The 15,735-nt window shown below is 59.8% G+C and carries 15 protein-coding genes; 6 read left to right on the forward strand and 9 right to left on the reverse strand.

Features of this window, described 5'->3' with window-relative positions; all coding sequences use genetic code 11:
- Nucleotides 1-28: 28 nt before the first annotated feature.
- The 3 genes from radA to katB are packed head-to-tail and all read right to left on the reverse strand — an operon-like array spanning nt 29 to nt 3,578.
- Nucleotides 29-1,396, reverse strand: coding sequence for a DNA repair protein RadA (gene radA / locus LOY52_RS23155; protein ID WP_258676094.1), 1,368 nt, complete (start codon nt 1,394-1,396; stop codon nt 29-31).
- A gap of 43 nt (nt 1,397-1,439) precedes the next feature.
- Nucleotides 1,440-1,976, reverse strand: a complete 537-nt coding sequence (locus LOY52_RS23160) for an ankyrin repeat domain-containing protein (protein WP_258676096.1) — start codon at nt 1,974-1,976, stop codon at nt 1,440-1,442.
- A 60-nt stretch (nt 1,977-2,036) separates the two neighbouring features.
- Entirely contained in the window at nt 2,037-3,578 is a 1,542-nt protein-coding gene (gene katB, locus LOY52_RS23165) for a catalase KatB (RefSeq protein ID WP_258676098.1), read from the reverse strand.
- Nucleotides 3,579-3,864: 286 nt separating this feature from the next.
- Between katB and mscL the strand changes: the two genes are divergently transcribed.
- On the forward strand, nt 3,865-4,278 hold the full coding sequence (mscL, locus tag LOY52_RS23170; RefSeq protein WP_007963760.1) for a large-conductance mechanosensitive channel protein MscL: 414 nt from the start codon (nt 3,865-3,867) through the stop codon (nt 4,276-4,278).
- Between the two features lie 43 nt (nt 4,279-4,321).
- Here the strand turns inward: mscL and LOY52_RS23175 are convergent, their stop codons facing one another.
- Entirely contained in the window at nt 4,322-5,098 is a 777-nt protein-coding gene (locus LOY52_RS23175; RefSeq protein ID WP_258676102.1) for a ferredoxin--NADP reductase, read from the reverse strand.
- Nucleotides 5,099-5,426: 328 nt separating this feature from the next.
- On the opposite strand from LOY52_RS23175, the gene LOY52_RS23180 reads away from it, so the two are divergent.
- Nucleotides 5,427-6,155 (forward strand): autoinducer binding domain-containing protein, encoded by a 729-nt coding sequence (locus tag LOY52_RS23180; protein WP_258676104.1) that lies wholly within the window; start codon nt 5,427-5,429, stop codon nt 6,153-6,155.
- A gap of 151 nt (nt 6,156-6,306) precedes the next feature.
- Nucleotides 6,307-7,431 (forward strand): class I SAM-dependent methyltransferase, encoded by a 1,125-nt coding sequence (locus tag LOY52_RS23185; protein WP_258676106.1) that lies wholly within the window; start codon nt 6,307-6,309, stop codon nt 7,429-7,431.
- A 74-nt stretch (nt 7,432-7,505) separates the two neighbouring features.
- Here LOY52_RS23185 and LOY52_RS23190 read toward each other — a convergent pair whose 3' ends face one another.
- From LOY52_RS23190 to LOY52_RS23200, 3 genes are all read right to left on the reverse strand, one after another.
- Nucleotides 7,506-7,673 (reverse strand): DUF2474 domain-containing protein, encoded by a 168-nt coding sequence (locus LOY52_RS23190; RefSeq protein WP_007963754.1) that lies wholly within the window; start codon nt 7,671-7,673, stop codon nt 7,506-7,508.
- Nucleotides 7,674-7,801: 128 nt separating this feature from the next.
- The gene (gene cydB, locus LOY52_RS23195; RefSeq protein ID WP_258676108.1) at nt 7,802-8,809 is read right to left on the reverse strand and encodes a cytochrome d ubiquinol oxidase subunit II; all 1,008 of its coding nucleotides are present in this window, start codon (nt 8,807-8,809) and stop codon (nt 7,802-7,804) included.
- Nucleotides 8,810-8,812: 3 nt separating this feature from the next.
- Nucleotides 8,813-10,255, reverse strand: a complete 1,443-nt coding sequence (locus LOY52_RS23200) for a cytochrome ubiquinol oxidase subunit I (protein WP_007963752.1) — start codon at nt 10,253-10,255, stop codon at nt 8,813-8,815.
- A gap of 546 nt (nt 10,256-10,801) precedes the next feature.
- Here LOY52_RS23200 and LOY52_RS23205 point away from each other — a divergent pair.
- Nucleotides 10,802-12,040, forward strand: coding sequence for an MFS transporter (locus tag LOY52_RS23205; RefSeq protein WP_258676111.1), 1,239 nt, complete (start codon nt 10,802-10,804; stop codon nt 12,038-12,040).
- 6 nt (nt 12,041-12,046) lie between these two features.
- On the opposite strand, the gene LOY52_RS23210 is transcribed toward LOY52_RS23205, so the two are convergent.
- Complete coding sequence (locus LOY52_RS23210) at nt 12,047-12,598, reverse strand: DJ-1 family glyoxalase III (RefSeq protein ID WP_258676112.1); 552 nt, start codon at nt 12,596-12,598, stop codon at nt 12,047-12,049.
- A 67-nt stretch (nt 12,599-12,665) separates the two neighbouring features.
- On the reverse strand, nt 12,666-13,115 hold the full coding sequence (locus LOY52_RS23215) for a YolA family protein (RefSeq protein ID WP_258680032.1): 450 nt from the start codon (nt 13,113-13,115) through the stop codon (nt 12,666-12,668).
- Between the two features lie 224 nt (nt 13,116-13,339).
- On the opposite strand from LOY52_RS23215, the gene LOY52_RS23220 reads away from it, so the two are divergent.
- Both LOY52_RS23220 and trmA read left to right on the forward strand, forming a co-directional pair.
- Nucleotides 13,340-14,635, forward strand: a complete 1,296-nt coding sequence (locus tag LOY52_RS23220; RefSeq protein ID WP_007963748.1) for an NCS2 family permease — start codon at nt 13,340-13,342, stop codon at nt 14,633-14,635.
- Nucleotides 14,632-15,711 carry a tRNA (uridine(54)-C5)-methyltransferase TrmA gene (trmA, locus tag LOY52_RS23225; RefSeq protein WP_047602591.1) on the forward strand — a complete coding sequence of 360 codons (1,080 nt, stop codon included), beginning with the start codon at nt 14,632-14,634 and terminating at the stop codon, nt 15,709-15,711. The genes LOY52_RS23220 and trmA overlap by 4 nt, the downstream gene beginning before the upstream one ends.
- Nucleotides 15,712-15,735 lie beyond the last annotated feature (24 nt).

Consider the following 15,735-nt stretch of genomic DNA (forward strand, 5'->3'; position numbering starts at 1 on the left):
TGCGGCAGCTCCTGCAAGGAAATTGTGGTTATTCGAACAGCGCGTCGAGCGCCTGCTCCAAACGGGTCACGGCAATGATCTGCAGCCCCGGCGGCGCCTCCTTCGGCGCATTGCCCTTGGGCACGATCGCCCGTTTGAAGCCATGCTTGGCCGCTTCCTTCAGACGCTCCTGCCCACTCGGCACCGGGCGCACCTCCCCAGACAAACCGACTTCGCCAAACACCAGCAGGTCATGCGGCAACGGCCGGTTGCGCAGGCTCGACATCACCGCCGCCATCAACGCCAGATCCGATGCGGTTTCCAGCACCTTCACCCCACCGACCACGTTGAGGAACACGTCCTGGTCGTGGGTCGGAATACCGCCATGGCGATGCAATACCGCCAACAACATCGCCAATCGGTTCTGATCAAGGCCCAGCGTCACACGGCGCGGATTCGCCAGATGGCTGTCATCCACCAGCGCCTGCACTTCCACCAGCATCGGCCTGGTGCCTTCCCATGTGGCCATGACCACACTGCCCGGTACTTCTTCCTGCGCACGGGTGAGAAAAATCGCCGACGGGTTGGAGACTTCTTTCAGGCCCTTGTCGGTCATGCCGAACACGCCCAGTTCATTGACCGCACCGAAACGGTTCTTCACCGCCCGCAGCAAACGCAAACGGCCATCGGACTCGCCTTCGAAATACAGCACGGTATCGACCATGTGCTCCAGCACCCGCGGGCCGGCGAGTGCGCCTTCCTTGGTGACGTGACCGACGAGGAAAATCGCTGTGCCGCTCTGCTTGGCATAACGCACCAGCAGCGCCGCACTTTCGCGTACCTGCGATACGCCGCCCGGCGCCGACTGCAATTGTTCGGTGAAAATGGTCTGGATCGAGTCGATCACCATCACCTTGGGCTTTTCCTGACGGGCGGTGGCGATGATGGTTTCGATGCAGGTTTCGGTCATCACCCGCAGTTGATCCTGGGGCAGACCCAGGCGCCGGGCGCGCATCGCCACTTGTTGCTGGGATTCTTCGCCGGTGACGTACAGCGCCGGCATGCTCTTGGCGAGGTTGCACAGGGTCTGCAACAAAATCGTCGACTTGCCGATACCCGGGTCGCCTCCGATCAGCACCACCGAGCCGTCGACCAGACCGCCACCCAAAACCCGGTCCAGTTCATCGGACGCGGTGGAGAAGCGCGGAATTTCCTCGATGCTGACTTCGGCCAGGGTCTTGATCTGCGCCTGCTGCCCGGCCCAGCCGGTACGCCCGGTGGGCGCGGTGGCGCCGCCGCTTTCGATCATGGTTTCGGTCAGGGTGTTCCAGGCGCCGCACTCGCCGCACTGGCCCGCCCACTTGGGAAAAGTTGCGCCGCACTCGGTGCAGCCGTACATGCGCTTGGCCTTGGCCATCTGGATCCCCCGGCAAAAACCGCGATGATAACGCAGCCACCGTTCAGCGCGGCGCGGCGGTGCGGATTTCGCCGTTGGCCAGACGCGCGGCGCTATTGCCCAGCGGATCCTCGGCGTTGAGGTCGGCGCCCTTGGCCTTGAGCGCATCGAGCAGTTCGACGCGCTTGAACAACCCGGCGTACATCGCCGCGGTCTGACCCGCGCCGTTGCGTTGATCAGGGCTGCAATCGGTAGCCATCAGCCTTCGGGCGATCTGAATCTCGCCTTTGAAAATCGCGCCCATCAACGCCGTGTTGCCACGCTGGTCCTGCGCGCAGGCATCAGCGCCCGCCGCCAGTAACCGGTCAACTGCCGCGGCCTGGCCGTGATACGCCGCCAGAATCAAAGCGGTGTAGCCCTTGCTGTCGCGGGTATCGAGGGAATAACCGGACCCGATAAAGGTCTCGAGCATCGGCACATCACCACGCCGTGCGGCATCGAAATAGTAATCCTGCAACTGCGCCTTGATCGCCTCGGGGTTCTGTTCGGCCAGCGCTGTAAATGACAGGCAACCGAGCAGCAATAACAGACAAAATCGCATCAGCCTTCTCCTTGAGCAGAACGGGGCCTGAGTCAGGCCCCGCGTTGCATGGCGTAGAGATCAGTCGACCAGTTTCGCCGCCAGCGCCTTAACCCGGCTCAGGTCGCCCTTGGCCGCTTTGGTCACGCCGGTGCCATACTCCGGATCGGCCTTATAAAGGAAGGACAGGATGATGTGCTTGCTCTCGTCATCGGTGGTCGCCAGCGAACCGCCGAAGCTGGCGATCAGATCCTGACGTTCCTGCTGGCTGAACGATCGATACAGATCACCGGCCTGTTTGAAGTTCTGCTCACGCTGAATCTTCGCCTGCTGGGTGCTGCCCGACAGTGCCAGCTGGCTGTAACGCGCGCTTTGCGGCTCTTCACGCGGTTGCAGGCGGCTTGGCTGATAGTTCACGCCAGACTGCGTGGCTGCAAAGTTCATCGCACCGTCCTGATTGCCATTGTTGACGGCAACTTTTGGCGCGTTGATCGGCAACTGCAGGGCATTGGCTCCAAGACGATACATTTGCGTATCGGCATAAGAAAACACTCGGCCTTGCAATAGACGATCTTCTGAAGGTTCGATACCCGGCACAACATTGGCCGGAGCCATCGCAACTTGTTCGGTTTCCTGGAACACGTTGGCTGGATTACGGTTCAACACCATTTGTCCAACTTTTCGCTCAGGAACATTCGGCCAGATCTTGGTGGCGTCCAATGGATCGAAATCAAACTTGGACAAATCTTGCGGATTCAGTACTTGGATGTACAAGTCCCATTTCGGGAAATCACCCTTATTGATATGACTGACCAGATCATTAGTCATATGACTGTAATCCTTGCCCTGAACTTTTTCGACTTGTTCAGGTGTCAGGTTCTTGATGCCCTGCAAACTTTTCCAGTGAAACTTCACATAGTGCACTTCGCCTTTGGCGTTAACCAACTTGTAGGCATGCACGCCGTTACCGTCCATCTCCCGATAACTGGCTGGAGTACCCGAATTGGAGTACAGCTCGGTCAGCGTACGAGTAGCTTCCGGCACATGGGAGAAGAAGTCGAAACGACGCGAGTCATCGTCAAGGTTGGTACGTGGATCGGGCTTGAAGGCGTGGACCATGTCCGGAAACTTGATCGCATCGCGGATGAAAAAGGTCGGGAAGTTGTTGCCCACCAGGTCCCAATTGCCGTCGGCGGTGTAGAACTTGGTGGCAAAACCCCGTGGATCGCGCAAGGTTTCCGGGGAGTGGTTACCGTGTACCACTGCGGAGAAGCGCACGAACACTGGCGTCACCTGCCCGGCAGCGAACACCTTGGCCTTGCTCAGGTCGCTGAGATCGTTGGTCACCGTGAACGTGCCATGGGCACCGGTACCGCGGGCATGCACCACACGCTCGGGAATGCGCTCACGGTCGAAACGCTGGAGTTTCTGGATCAGTTGCACGTCTTGCAGCAGCACCGGGCCGTTGGCGCCGGCGGTTTGCGAGTTCTGATTGTCGCCCACCGCTGCACCGTTGTCCCGGGTCAGGGGCGCGGCGTGCACGGAGAAGGTCAACAGGCTGGCGGTGAGTACGCCGAGCGTACGGCGATGGGGAAAAGCCCCCAGTCCAAGGGTGGAATTCATATCAGGTTCCTCTGGTTTTTTTGGGCGCATCCAGGTGCGCCAACCAGAGGCTAGAGGGCTATGCCGGTGAACATAAATAGAAAGTTCGTAACCCGACGATTGAAAAAAATGGCTTTGCGATCAGCGATTTACGGCGTATTTCGCGCGCGATTAGTGGCACTTTGCAAACTAATCGTCGATTCATGTGTCGATAAAAACGGGCATTGTAAGAAGGTGTTTCGCGCAGGACGCGTTTTGCTGATTTACACTGCGTACACCAAACTCATCTGTAACAAGGAAATAACCTATGGGCGTGCTAAGTGAGTTCAAGGCCTTCGCGGTCAAAGGCAATGTGGTCGACATGGCCGTCGGTATCATCATCGGTGCCGCCTTCGGCAAAATCGTTTCGTCGTTTGTCGGCGATGTGATCATGCCGCCAATCGGCCTGCTGATCGGAGGGGTGGACTTCAGTGATCTGGCCATCACGCTAAAAGCCGCCGAGGGCAACGCCCCTGCCGTGGTATTGGCATACGGTAAATTCATCCAGAGCATTCTGGACTTCGTGATCGTCGCCTTCGCTATTTTCATGGGTGTCAAAGCCATCAACCGTCTGAAACGCGAAGAAGCCGTAGCCCCTTCCCTGCCACCGGTTCCGACCAAGGAAGAAGAGTTGCTTGGCGAGATCCGCGATCTGCTCAAGGCCCAGAACAACCGGCCTTGACTGCTTGATGAATAAAGAACGGCGCCTGATGGCGCCGTTTTTTTTACCAGTAGTTTTCCACCGCCACCTGTCCCGGCCGTCGCGTCAGGCTCAGGCTCATGTGGCGTTGTTTCAGCAGTGCCCGGGTGTCATCGATCATCTGCGGATTGCCGCACAGCATGACGCGCGAGTGCTCGGGGGTCAGTTCAACGCCGGCTTCACGTTCCAGCTCGCCGTTTTCAATCAGCGTGGTGATGCGACCGTGCAAGGCGCCCGGCGTGTGATCGCGGGTAACCGTGGGAATAAACCGCAGCTTATGGGCATGTTCAGCCAGGTAATCACGCTTGGACAGTTCTGCAATCAACGGCTGATAGGCCAGTTCCCGCGCTTCGCGCACGCTGTACACCAGAATGATCCGCTCAAAACGCTCCCACACCTCGAAGTCCTGCAGAATCGACAAAAACGGCGCGACTCCGGTTCCGGTGGATAACAGCCACAGGTCCCGACCGTCGATAAACCGATCCAGCGTCAGGTAACCAAAGGCCTGGCGCTCCACCAGCAGGGTATCGCCGACCTGCAAGCGGCTAAGTTCACTGGTGAATTCGCCACCCGGCACCACGATGGAAAAGAACTCGAGAAACTCGTCAAAAGGCGAAGAGACCATCGAGTAGGCACGCCAGACCGTATTGCCATCAGCCTTGGTCACCCCCAAGCGGGCGAATTGTCCTGCGCGAAACCTGAAACCCGCATCGCGCGTGGTGCGCAGGGTAAACAGACTGGGGGTCAAAGGCTGCACATCGAGCAGGATCTGGGCACTAAATTTCTCTGCGCTGACAGTCATGGGGCACTCCACTGAAAAGTCCCTTACAGTCTCGCGCAAACCCATAACATAAACACCACTGTCTTTGTAATGTTTTGCCACTCAGACAGCCTGGAGAAATGAGAAGTAAACCCAAATCCGATTAGTACGGCGGTATTCATAACCCCATTGAATGACAGGTTAAATACAACACGTGTTTGCCGACTAATAACCTTTCCAGCAACTAACGTGTCTATTCAAGAGCGAAAAAATTCAACGCCATGTGTAAGACCTGTCCTACACTCGATTGCGTGCTTGATCCCATTGGATCCAAAAAAGCACCCCAGGAAAGACTCATGGAGAGTGAGCGATGGAAATGTGGAAGGAGTCGCAATTAAAGCAACTGACTTTAGCAAGGGAAATAGAGACTGCTTATCCGATCCTGCAGCGATTTGCTCAAAACATTGGATTCAATTTTTGTGCTATCTCATTGACATCAACCAATCGGAACGCTGACTTCAAAACTTTGCGAATCAATAACTATCCGAAGGAGTGGAATCAACTTTATGAAAAACAGAGCTACAGCAAAATCGATCCGGTAATAGCACACTGCAATCATTCGATGCTGCCGATTGTCTGGACCCAGGACGTGTTTTCGCAAACCTTGCCGCTATGGGATGCCCAACAGAAACATGGACTGCGTCACGGCTGGTCGCAGTCGTTTCACCATGAAGGCAGCGGCCTGTGCAGTACGCTCAGCCTTGTCAGAAAAAATGGCCTGCTGAGCCCGCTGGAGGTGTACGAGCATTTTGGCTATATGTTTTACGTAACCAGCCATCTGAGCGATCTGTTCGCCAGTACCTTGCCCAAAGTACCGAAAAAGCCCCAGCACCCGCACCTTTCACCGCGGGAACTGGAAGTGCTGAAACTCTCGGCGCTCGGCAAAACAGCCTATGAAATCGCCAGGATCCTCTCCCTGAGCGAACGGACCGTGAATTACCACGTGCAAAACGTGATTATCAAACTGAACGTGTGCAACAAGATGTCGGCCGTCATTGCTGCCTGCCGCTATGGCCTTCTCGACGCTCCCCCCGCCTAAAAGCCACGGGTATTTCAACAGAAAAAAAAGTACCATTTGCGACCTTGCTGAGTGATGACGTGAACCTTGACGTTGTATTTCACTCGGACGGTTCCGCTGCGCGACACCCTGGGCTGCGGGCCACCCGTTGATTATCCAGAGTCCCCGCCCCATGCCCTTGCTCGACACCCCCTTCGCCCAACTCGACCTGATCCGCCAGCCCGAGCAGCAGAATGAACCGCTGCAAGCGTTCGACGCGGCTGACGAGTACCTGCTCAATCATCTGGCCGCGCAACAACCGGCGCCAGACACCCGGGTATTGGTACTCAATGACAGCTTCGGAGCGCTGGCGGCGAGTCTGGCGGGCAAGGTTCAGGTCAGCAGCAGTGGCGACTCGTTTCTCGCATTCCAGGGACTGGAAAAGAACCTGATACGCAACGGCCTGGCATTTGATGCCGTGCGCGGGATTGCGGCCAGTGAGCCGTTGCTCGGGCCGTTCGACCGAGTGCTGATCCGCGTCCCCAAGACGCTGGCATTGCTGGAAGAACAACTGATTCGCCTGCAAGGGCAACTGGCACCCGGCGCTGAAGTGGTAGCAGCAGCCATGGTCAAGCATTTGCCGCGCGCAGCCGGTGATCTGCTGGAGCGTTACATTGGCCCGGTACAGGCTTCACTGGCGGTGAAGAAAGCTCGCCTGTTGATCGCGACGCCCGAGAACAAGGCTCCGGCAACCTCGCCCTACCCTTCGCGTTATCAGCTGGACGAGCCGGCCATCGAATTGCTCAACCACGCCAACGTGTTCTGCCGTGAAGGCCTGGACATCGGCACCCGAGCCTTTCTCCCGCACCTGCCAAAAAACCTCGGTAGCGCCCGCGTCGCCGACCTCGGTTGCGGGAATGGCGTACTGGCCATCGCCAGCGCCCTGCACAACCCCGATGCGCACTACACGCTGGTCGACGAATCGTTCATGGCCGTGCAATCGGCCGCCGAGAATTGGCGCGCCGCGCTGGGCGAGCGCGAAGTGATCGTGCGCGCCGGCGATGGTCTGGCCGGACAGGAGCCGCAATCGCTGGACGTGGTGCTGTGCAATCCGCCGTTCCATCAGCAGCAGGTGGTTGGTGACTTCCTCGCCTGGCGCATGTTTCAGCAGGCCCGTGAAGCGCTGGTGGTGGGCGGCGCGCTGTACATTGTCGGCAACCGTCATCTGGGTTATCACAGCAAACTGGCGCGGCTGTTCCGTGGCGTCGAGCAAGTGGCGGCCACGCCGAAATTCGTGATTCTCAAGGCCCGCAAGTAAAACCTCAGGCAAAAAAAACCCTCCGCGGTACAGAGGGTTGTAAACCGTGCCCAAGGGCCACGGGACGGGATGTATCAGTGCGTGGTCAAACCGGCCGCGTTCATGAACAGGCGCATCAGGCTGGCGGCAATGAACAGCGCGCCGACGCTACCGATCCAGATCAGGGCCAACCAGCCGAGCCGCTGCCAAAGTGGCTTTTTTTCGGCTTCTTCAATCTCGTGCAGGGAATGTTTGCCGTTCATTGCATCGTTCCTCCGTTAAAGCGCGCTGTAGGAGCTGTCGAGTGAAACGAGGCTGCGATCATTTGATCATGATTTTCAAATCAAGAGATCGCAGCGTGCCGCAGCTCCTACACAGATTTCACACAGTTCTAGTGATAACCGTCTTCATGGGTGACCTTGCCGCGGAACACGTAGTAGCTCCAGAAGGTGTAACCCAGGATGAAGGGGATGATGAACAGCGTACCGACCAGCATGAAGCCCTGGCTTTGCGGCGGTGCGGCGGCGTCCCAGATCGAGATCGACGGCGGCACGATGTTCGGCCACAGGCTGATGCCCAGACCGCTGTAGCCGAGGAAAATCAGCACCAGGGTCAGCAGGAACGGCATGTAGTTGGCGTTGCGCGCCACCGCGCGAATCAAGCCGTACAGCGTCACCAGCACCAGAATCGGCACCGGCATGAACCAGAACAGGTTCGGCATGCTGAACCAGCGTTTCGCGATCTCGGGGTGAGCCAGCGGCGTCCACAGACTGACGATGCCGATCACCGCCAGCAGCACGAACGCCAGCGGCCGCGCCAGGTTGTGCATCTGTTCCTGCAACTTGCCTTCGGTCTTCATGATCAGCCAGGTGCAGCCGAGCAAGGCGTAGGCCACCACCAGCGCGGCACCGCAGAACAGGGTGAACGGTGTCAGCCAGTCCAGTGAACCGCCGGCGTATTGCCGATTGACCACCGGCAAACCGTCGATGAAGGCCCCGAGTGCCACGCCCTGAAAGAACGTCGCCGCCACCGAGCCGCCGATGAACGCCTTGTCCCACAGGTGACGCTTGTCGTCCTTGGCCTTGAAGCGGAACTCAAACGCCACACCGCGGAAAATCAGGCCGATCAGCATGAAGATCAGCGGCAGGTACAGCGCCGACAGCACCACCGAATAGGCCAGCGGGAACGCGCCGAACAACGCCGCGCCGCCCAGTACCAGCCAGGTTTCATTGCCGTCCCACACCGGGGCGACGGTGTTCATCATCACGTCACGGTCGGTCTTGCCCGGGATGAACGGGAAGAGAATCCCGATCCCCAGGTCAAAGCCGTCCATGACCACGTACATCATGATGCCGAAGATGATGATCACGGCCCAGATCAGCGGAAGATCAATACCCATGAGTCAAATCTCCTTTTCCAGGCTGCGATGCGAACCAGCGTCAGTGCCCTCGTCATCGGCGGCGGACAACGGCCGAGCCGGTGTGCGTTTCTGGCCAGGACCACCGTCGTTGGTTTCCTTGCCTTCGTCGGTTTTCGGCCCTTTGCGCACCAGACGCATCATGTAGCCGAGCCCCGCACCGAACAGCGCGAAATACACCACGACGAACATGATCAGGGTGATGCTCATCTGCATGAAGCTGTGGTTGGAGGACGCATCCGCCGTGCGCATCAGCCCGTAGACCACCCACGGCTGACGACCGATCTCGGTGGTGAACCAGCCGGCGAGGATCGCGATCAGGCCGGACGGCCCCATCCACAGCGCCAGATACAGGAACGGCCGCGAGGTGTAGAGCGAATCGCGCTTGCGCAGCCACAGGCTCCACAGGCCGGTGAAGATCATCAGGAAGCCGAGGCCGACCATGACCCGGAACGACCAGAACACAATGGTCGAGTTCGGCCGGTCTTCAGGCGGGAACTCCTTGAGCGCCGGCACCTGCTTGTCCAGCGAGTGGGTCAGGATCAGGCTGCCGAGGTACGGGATCTCTACGGCGAATTTGGTTTTCTCTTCTTTCATGTCCGGCCAGCCGAACAGGATCAACGGGGTCGCTTCGTTGCCTTTGTTTTCCCAGTGACCTTCGATCGCAGCGATTTTCGCCGGCTGGTGCTCAAGGGTGTTCAGCCCGTGGAAGTCACCGATGACCGCCTGGATCGGCGCGACGATCAGCGCCATCCACATCGCCATCGACAGCATGGTGCGGATCGCCGGGTTGTCCTTGCCGCGCAGCAGGTGCCAGGCCGCCGACGAGCCAACGAAGAACGCCGTGGCAACGAACGCAGCGGTCGCCATGTGCATCAGGCGATACGGGAACGAGGGGTTGAACACGATGGCCAGCCAGTCGGTCGGGATCACCTGACCGTTGACGATCTCGAAGCCTTGCGGCGTCTGCATCCAGCTATTGGAAGCGAGAATCCAGAACGTCGAGATCAGCGTGCCGATCGCCACCATTACCGTGGAGAAGAAGTGCAGTTTGCGTCCGACCTTGTTCCAGCCGAACAGCATCACCCCGAGGAAACCGGCCTCAAGGAAGAATGCCGTGAGCACCTCGTAGGTCAGCAACGGTCCGGTGACGGAACCGGCGAAGTCCGAGAAACGACTCCAGTTGGTGCCGAACTGGTAAGCCATGACCAGACCGGAGACCACACCCATGCCGAAGTTGACGGCAAAGATTTTCGACCAGAAGTGGTACAGATCCCGGTAAGTGTCGTTATGGGTTTTCAACCACAACCCTTCAAGCACCGCCAGGTAGCTCGCCAGACCAATGGTGATGGCCGGGAACAGGATGTGGAACGAGATGGTGAACGCGAACTGAATTCGGGCGAGATCGAGTGCCTCTAAACCGAACATAAGTCTTCCTCTGTCAGGTAATACCGGCATTGGGGCTTGTGGCCCCTGCCTACTGCCCCCACGGATATTGAGTGCGGCGAATTCTGATTCGTTCTTTTTTAACAGCCATCGCAACGCAGGGAGTCTGGCCAACGGGCCACCAGAGCATGGCCCAGGAGGGTCTTGATCTGGATCAAGCAATGTTAAAAGAGTAGTCCCATTTCCGACGAAGAACGGCGTGGTCGTTTGCCGCGTGACAAGTTGCCTCATTGCCTGGGCAACGCTCTGAAACAGATGTCCCAGAGCCAGGAAACCCTCCGTGGCGAGGGAGCTTGCTCCCGCTCGGCTGCGCAGCAGGCGTAAAAAGGTTTTCCAGCGCTTGCCTGAAAGCAGGATTGCGCTGGATTGGGGCCGCTTCGCGACCCGGCGGGAGCAAGCTCCCTCGCCACAGAGAAAGGGGTATCCGGATAATCGATGTCTGGCTAACTAAATTTTCTGTCATAGCAACTTCCTGTTACAGACTGGTGATAACCTCGCGGTTCCCCCAAGAGCCAGACCTGCCTTCAGATGCCCAGCCAAGAGCCCCTGCTGTTACGTCACCATCGTCCGTTTCTCGCGTTCTGGTTCGCCCGAATCTTTACCGCCAGCGGTTTTCAGATGCTCACGGTGGCGATCGGCTGGAATCTGTATCAGTTGACCGGCAACGTGCTCGACCTGGGTCTGGTCGGGCTGGTCGAGTTCGCGCCACGGGTGCTGTTCATGCTGCACACCGGGCATGTCGCCGACCGTTATGACCGTCGGCGTGTCGCCGCGATCTGTCAGTCGTTGCAGGCGTTGATTGCCCTGGCACTGGCCATCGGCAGTGCGACCGACCACGTCACCCGGGAAATGATCTTTATCCTCGCCTTCCTGCTCGGTGCGGCGCGCTCCTTCGAAATGCCGACCACCCAGGCGCTGCTGCCGAGCATCGTGCCCAGCGCCCTGTTTCCACGGGCGGTCGCCGCAGCGCAATCGGCTCAACAGTCAGCCACCATTGTCGCCCCGGCCCTCGGTGGCTTGCTTTACGCGTTCGGCAGCGTCTGGGTCTACGGCCCGACGGTATTGCTCTACGTCATTGCCTGCACCTTGATGCTCAACCTGCCCGCCCGGCAAACACCGCTTAACAAAGGCAAAGCCACGCTGGATTCGTTGCTGGCGGGGATTCGCTTCATTCGCAGCCGCCCGGACATCCTTGGGGCGATCTCGCTGGATCTGTTCGCGGTGTTGCTCGGTGGCGCCACCGCATTGCTGCCGGTGTTCGCCAAGGACATCCTGCTCACCGGGCCGTGGGGTCTGGGCCTGCTGCGCTCGGCGCCGGCGGTTGGCGCGCTGGGGATGTCGCTGTTCCTCGCCCGGTTTTCCGTCGAACGCAACGTTGGCCGGGTGATGTTCACCGCCGTCGGCGTATTCGGCGTGGCAACCATCGCCTTCGGCCTGTCGACCTCGTTCTGGTTCTCGCTGGCGGTGCTGGTGGTGCTCGGCGCGGCGGACATGATCAGCATGGTGATCCGCGCGTCCTTCGTGCAACTGGAAACCCCGGACGAAATGCGCGGCCGGGTCAGCGCGGTCAACGGCCTGTTCATCGGCGCCTCGAACCAGCTGGGCGAATTCGAATCCGGCCTCACCGCGCACTGGTTCGGCACCGTACCGGCCGTGGTCATGGGCGGGATCGGCACGCTGGTGGTCACCGGGACCTGGATCAAACTGTTTCCGACCCTGGCCAACCGCGACCGGATGCATGTGCCGGTGGAAGAGGCGAAGGTCTGAGGCTCGTCAAACCAACATCTCCCCCGCCACTTTCGCCCGCAACGCCTTGCCACCAAGTTGCTCCACCAGCGTCAGGGCAAAGGCCAGTGCGGCGCCGGAGCCTTGGGCGGTGATGCAATTGCCGTCGACCACCACCGGTTGATCAACAAACGTACAGCCCGACAATTGATGGCTGGCACTCGGCAGGCAGGTCATGCGCCGTTGGCGTAATACGCCTGAGGCTTGCAGGGCGATGGCCGGGGCTTCGGCGATGGCGGCGAACAGGCGTCCGGCGCTGGCCTGGCCCTTGAGCAATTGCTGCAGCGGCTGATGCGCCGCCAGATGTTGTGATCCGACGGCACCGCCGGGCAGGACGATCAGGTCGAAGGTCTGCGCCAGCACGTCGATCAGCATGCCATCCGCCGTCAGGCGTGTGCCGCGCGCGCAGGTCAGCATGCGCCGGCCTTCGATGCTGGCCGCCACCACTTCGACGCCGGCGCGGCGCAGCACGTCGATCAGGGTCACGCATTGCAGATCATCGATGCCCTCGGCGAGGGTAATCAGGGCTCTAAAGGTCATGGGCGCCATCCGCTGAGTGATCTTTAAAGCGTAGTCAGCTTTGCCTTGCCCTGTTCGATGACAGCCGTTACTTGATGTAAAGCTGGGTCGACATCGTGTTGCGTGGCGCGTTGATTGAGGTGTTGCTGAAACTGAAGGTGCCTTCCTGCTTGCCCGCCAGATCGAAGGTATATAGCGAGCCGACAGTTTTGCTGCCGGGCGTGCACTCGGTCAGATTGCCGTTATCAAAAGCGCACACCGGCGCCCGGGTGCCGTTGACTTCAAAACCGTCCAGCGTGGCATGCGGCTGGTTCTGGCCATAGCCGACTTCCAGTACATACACCTTGATGCTCGGCCCGGCGTGATTGCATTGGGTCTGAGTCTGTCCATCGCCGATGTCTTCCAGGCCGCAGGCCGGCGACTGAACCTTGATCACTTTCACTTGAGTCAACGCTGGCGCCGAGGCCGCCAGCGCCGCCGATGACCCAGCCATCAGCCCTGCCATTACCCAGAAAGCCTGCATCCAGCGCTTGCCCATGTGATCGCGTTTCCCCGAAAAATTCAGCGCGCAGTATGGCGCAGATAACCCTCCGGCAAAACTTCGACGACGTTCGGCACCAACAACCGCCATATTCCTCACGCTGCTGGTATGATGCGCGGCTTTTTCCGGCCCACCACAAAATCCCAGGCGCTTGCGACGGTCTGTGCTTTGCTGTTGAGGTCGATACATTCACGGCGCCGCGCGCGCCACGGGGAGCAGACATGCTGGAAAGGCTGTTTCAACTCAAGGCACACAACACCAACGTGCGTACCGAGATTCTGGCGGGCGTCACGACCTTCCTGGCCATGGCCTACATTCTGTTCGTCAACCCGAGCATTCTCGGCGAGACCGGCATGGACAAGGGCGCGGTGTTCGTCGCCACCTGTCTGGCAGCCGCCATCGGCTCGACCATCATGGGCCTGATCGCCAACTACCCGATCGCCCTCGCCCCGGGCATGGGCCTGAACGCCTTCTTCACCTATACCGTGGTCCTGCACATGGGCCACACCTGGCAAGTGGCGCTGGGCGCGGTGTTCATTTCGGCGGTGTGCTTCTTCCTGCTGTCGATCTTCCGCATCCGCGAATGGATCATCAACAGCATCCCGCTACCGCTGCGCTCGGCGATTGCCGCCGGTATCGGCCTGTTCCTGGCGCTGATCGCCCTGCACAACGCGGGCATCGTGGTCAGCAACCCGGCGACCATGGTCGGCCTCGGTGACCTGAAAGCCCCGGCGCCGATTCTCGCCACCCTTGGTTTCGCCCTGATCGTCGCCCTCGAAGCGCTGAAAGTGCGCGGCGCGGTGCTGATCGGCATTCTGGCGGTGACCATCATTTCCATCGCCATGGGCTTCACCCCGTTCGGCGGCGTGACCTCGATGCCACCTTCGTTGGCCCCGACCTTCATGCAACTGGACATCAAGGGCGCCCTGGACATCGGTCTGGTCAGCGTGATCTTCGCCTTCCTGTTCGTCGACCTGTTCGACAACTCCGGCACCCTGATCGGCGTCGCCAAGCGCGCCGGACTGATGGGCAAGGACGGCCACATGCCGAAAATGGGCCGGGCACTGATCGCTGACAGCACCGCGGCGATGGCCGGCTCGCTGCTGGGTACTTCGACCACCACCAGCTACATCGAATCCGCTGCCGGCGTGAGCGCTGGCGGCCGTACCGGTCTGACGGCGATCGTCGTGGCGATCCTGTTCCTGCTGGCGCTGTTCTTCTCGCCACTGGCGGCCAGCGTTCCAGCCTTCGCCACCGCGCCGGCACTGCTGTTCGTCGCCGTGCTGATGACGTCGGGCCTGGCGGAAATAGACTGGGAAGATATCACCGTTGCCGCACCGGTCGTGGTCACCGCGCTGGCCATGCCGTTTACCTACTCGATCGCCAACGGCATCGCCTTCGGTTTCATCTCCTGGACCGTGATCAAGCTGCTGTCGGGCCGCGCCCGTGAGCTGAACCCGGCGCTGGTGATTCTGTCGATTCTGTTCGTGATCAAGTTGGGTTGGTTCAACGCATGACTTTCGATTCCCAGGCCTACGCCACTCAGCTCGAAGACAAGGTCACGCGTTTGCGTGACCTGCTGGCCCCGTTCGATGCGCCAGAGCCGACCGTGTTCGACTCGCCGCTGCAGAACTTCCGCCTGCGTGCGGAATTTCGCCTGTGGCGCGAGGCCGGCGAGCGGCACTACGCGATGTTCTCCCAGGACGACAAACGCACGCCGATCCTCATTGAAGAATTCCCGATTGCCAGTCTGCGCATCAACCAGTTGATGCCGCAGCTCAAGGCGGCATGGCAGGCCAGTTCGGCGCTGAGCCACAAGCTGTTCCAGGTGGAATTCCTGACCACCCTGGCTGGCGATGCGATGATCACCCTGTGCTACCACCGTCCGCTGGACGAGCACTGGCATGCGGCCGCGTCGAAGTTGGCGGCTGATCTCAACGTCAGCGTCATCGGGCGTTCCAAGGGCAAGCGCGAAGTCATCGGCCACGATTACGTGGTGGAGAAACTCGACGTCGGCGGTCGCACCTTCAGCTACCGTCAGCCGGAAGGCGCGTTCACACAGCCCAACGGCACGGTGAACCAGAAGATGCTCAACTGGGCGTACGAAGCACTGGGCGATCGTCCTGACGATCTGTTGGAGCTGTATTGCGGCAACGGCAACTTCACCCTGCCGCTTGCTACCCGTGTACGCAAAGTACTGGCCACCGAAATCAGTAAGACTTCGGTCAACGCCGCACTGAGCAACCTCAGCGAAAACGCTGTGGATAACGTCACGCTGGTGCGCCTGTCCGCCGAAGAGCTGACCGAAGCGCTTAACGAAGTGCGCCCGTTCCGTCGCCTGCAAGGCATCGACCTGAAAAGCTACGAGTTCGGCAGCGTGTTCGTCGACCCGCCGCGCGCTGGCATGGACCCGGACACCTGCGAGCTGACGCGGCGCTTCGACAATATCCTGTACATCTCCTGCAACCCGGAAACCCTCGCGGCCAACATCGCCCAACTGCACGACACGCACCGCATCACCCGCTGCGCGATGTTCGACCAGTTCCCATGGACACATCACATGGAGTCCGGGGTGTTGCTGACCCGGCGTTGATGGCGAATGCCGGATACGAGAAAG

The organism is Pseudomonas sp. B21-051 (genome assembly GCF_024748795.1).
Classification (GTDB): domain Bacteria; phylum Pseudomonadota; class Gammaproteobacteria; order Pseudomonadales; family Pseudomonadaceae; genus Aquipseudomonas; species Aquipseudomonas putida_A.

What these genes read in the sequence shown, in the direction of transcription:
- LOY52_RS23215 (WP_258680032.1), bottom strand. Translation starts at nt 13,115, where the DNA reads ATGGGCAAGCGCTGGATGCAGGCTTTCTGGGTAATGGCAGGGCTGATG.
- mscL (WP_007963760.1), top strand. Translation starts at nt 3,865, where the DNA reads ATGGGCGTGCTAAGTGAGTTCAAGGCCTTCGCGGTCAAAGGCAATGTG.
- trmA (WP_047602591.1), top strand. Translation starts at nt 14,632, where the DNA reads ATGACTTTCGATTCCCAGGCCTACGCCACTCAGCTCGAAGACAAGGTC.
- LOY52_RS23190 (WP_007963754.1), bottom strand. Translation starts at nt 7,673, where the DNA reads ATGAACGGCAAACATTCCCTGCACGAGATTGAAGAAGCCGAAAAAAAG.
- LOY52_RS23210 (WP_258676112.1), bottom strand. Translation starts at nt 12,598, where the DNA reads ATGACCTTTAGAGCCCTGATTACCCTCGCCGAGGGCATCGATGATCTG.
- katB (WP_258676098.1), bottom strand. Translation starts at nt 3,578, where the DNA reads ATGAATTCCACCCTTGGACTGGGGGCTTTTCCCCATCGCCGTACGCTC.
- LOY52_RS23180 (WP_258676104.1), top strand. Translation starts at nt 5,427, where the DNA reads ATGGAAATGTGGAAGGAGTCGCAATTAAAGCAACTGACTTTAGCAAGG.
- LOY52_RS23175 (WP_258676102.1), bottom strand. Translation starts at nt 5,098, where the DNA reads ATGACTGTCAGCGCAGAGAAATTTAGTGCCCAGATCCTGCTCGATGTG.
- radA (WP_258676094.1), bottom strand. Translation starts at nt 1,396, where the DNA reads ATGGCCAAGGCCAAGCGCATGTACGGCTGCACCGAGTGCGGCGCAACT.
- LOY52_RS23205 (WP_258676111.1), top strand. Translation starts at nt 10,802, where the DNA reads ATGCCCAGCCAAGAGCCCCTGCTGTTACGTCACCATCGTCCGTTTCTC.
- LOY52_RS23200 (WP_007963752.1), bottom strand. Translation starts at nt 10,255, where the DNA reads ATGTTCGGTTTAGAGGCACTCGATCTCGCCCGAATTCAGTTCGCGTTC.
- LOY52_RS23220 (WP_007963748.1), top strand. Translation starts at nt 13,340, where the DNA reads ATGCTGGAAAGGCTGTTTCAACTCAAGGCACACAACACCAACGTGCGT.
- LOY52_RS23185 (WP_258676106.1), top strand. Translation starts at nt 6,307, where the DNA reads ATGCCCTTGCTCGACACCCCCTTCGCCCAACTCGACCTGATCCGCCAG.
- LOY52_RS23160 (WP_258676096.1), bottom strand. Translation starts at nt 1,976, where the DNA reads ATGCGATTTTGTCTGTTATTGCTGCTCGGTTGCCTGTCATTTACAGCG.
- cydB (WP_258676108.1), bottom strand. Translation starts at nt 8,809, where the DNA reads ATGGGTATTGATCTTCCGCTGATCTGGGCCGTGATCATCATCTTCGGC.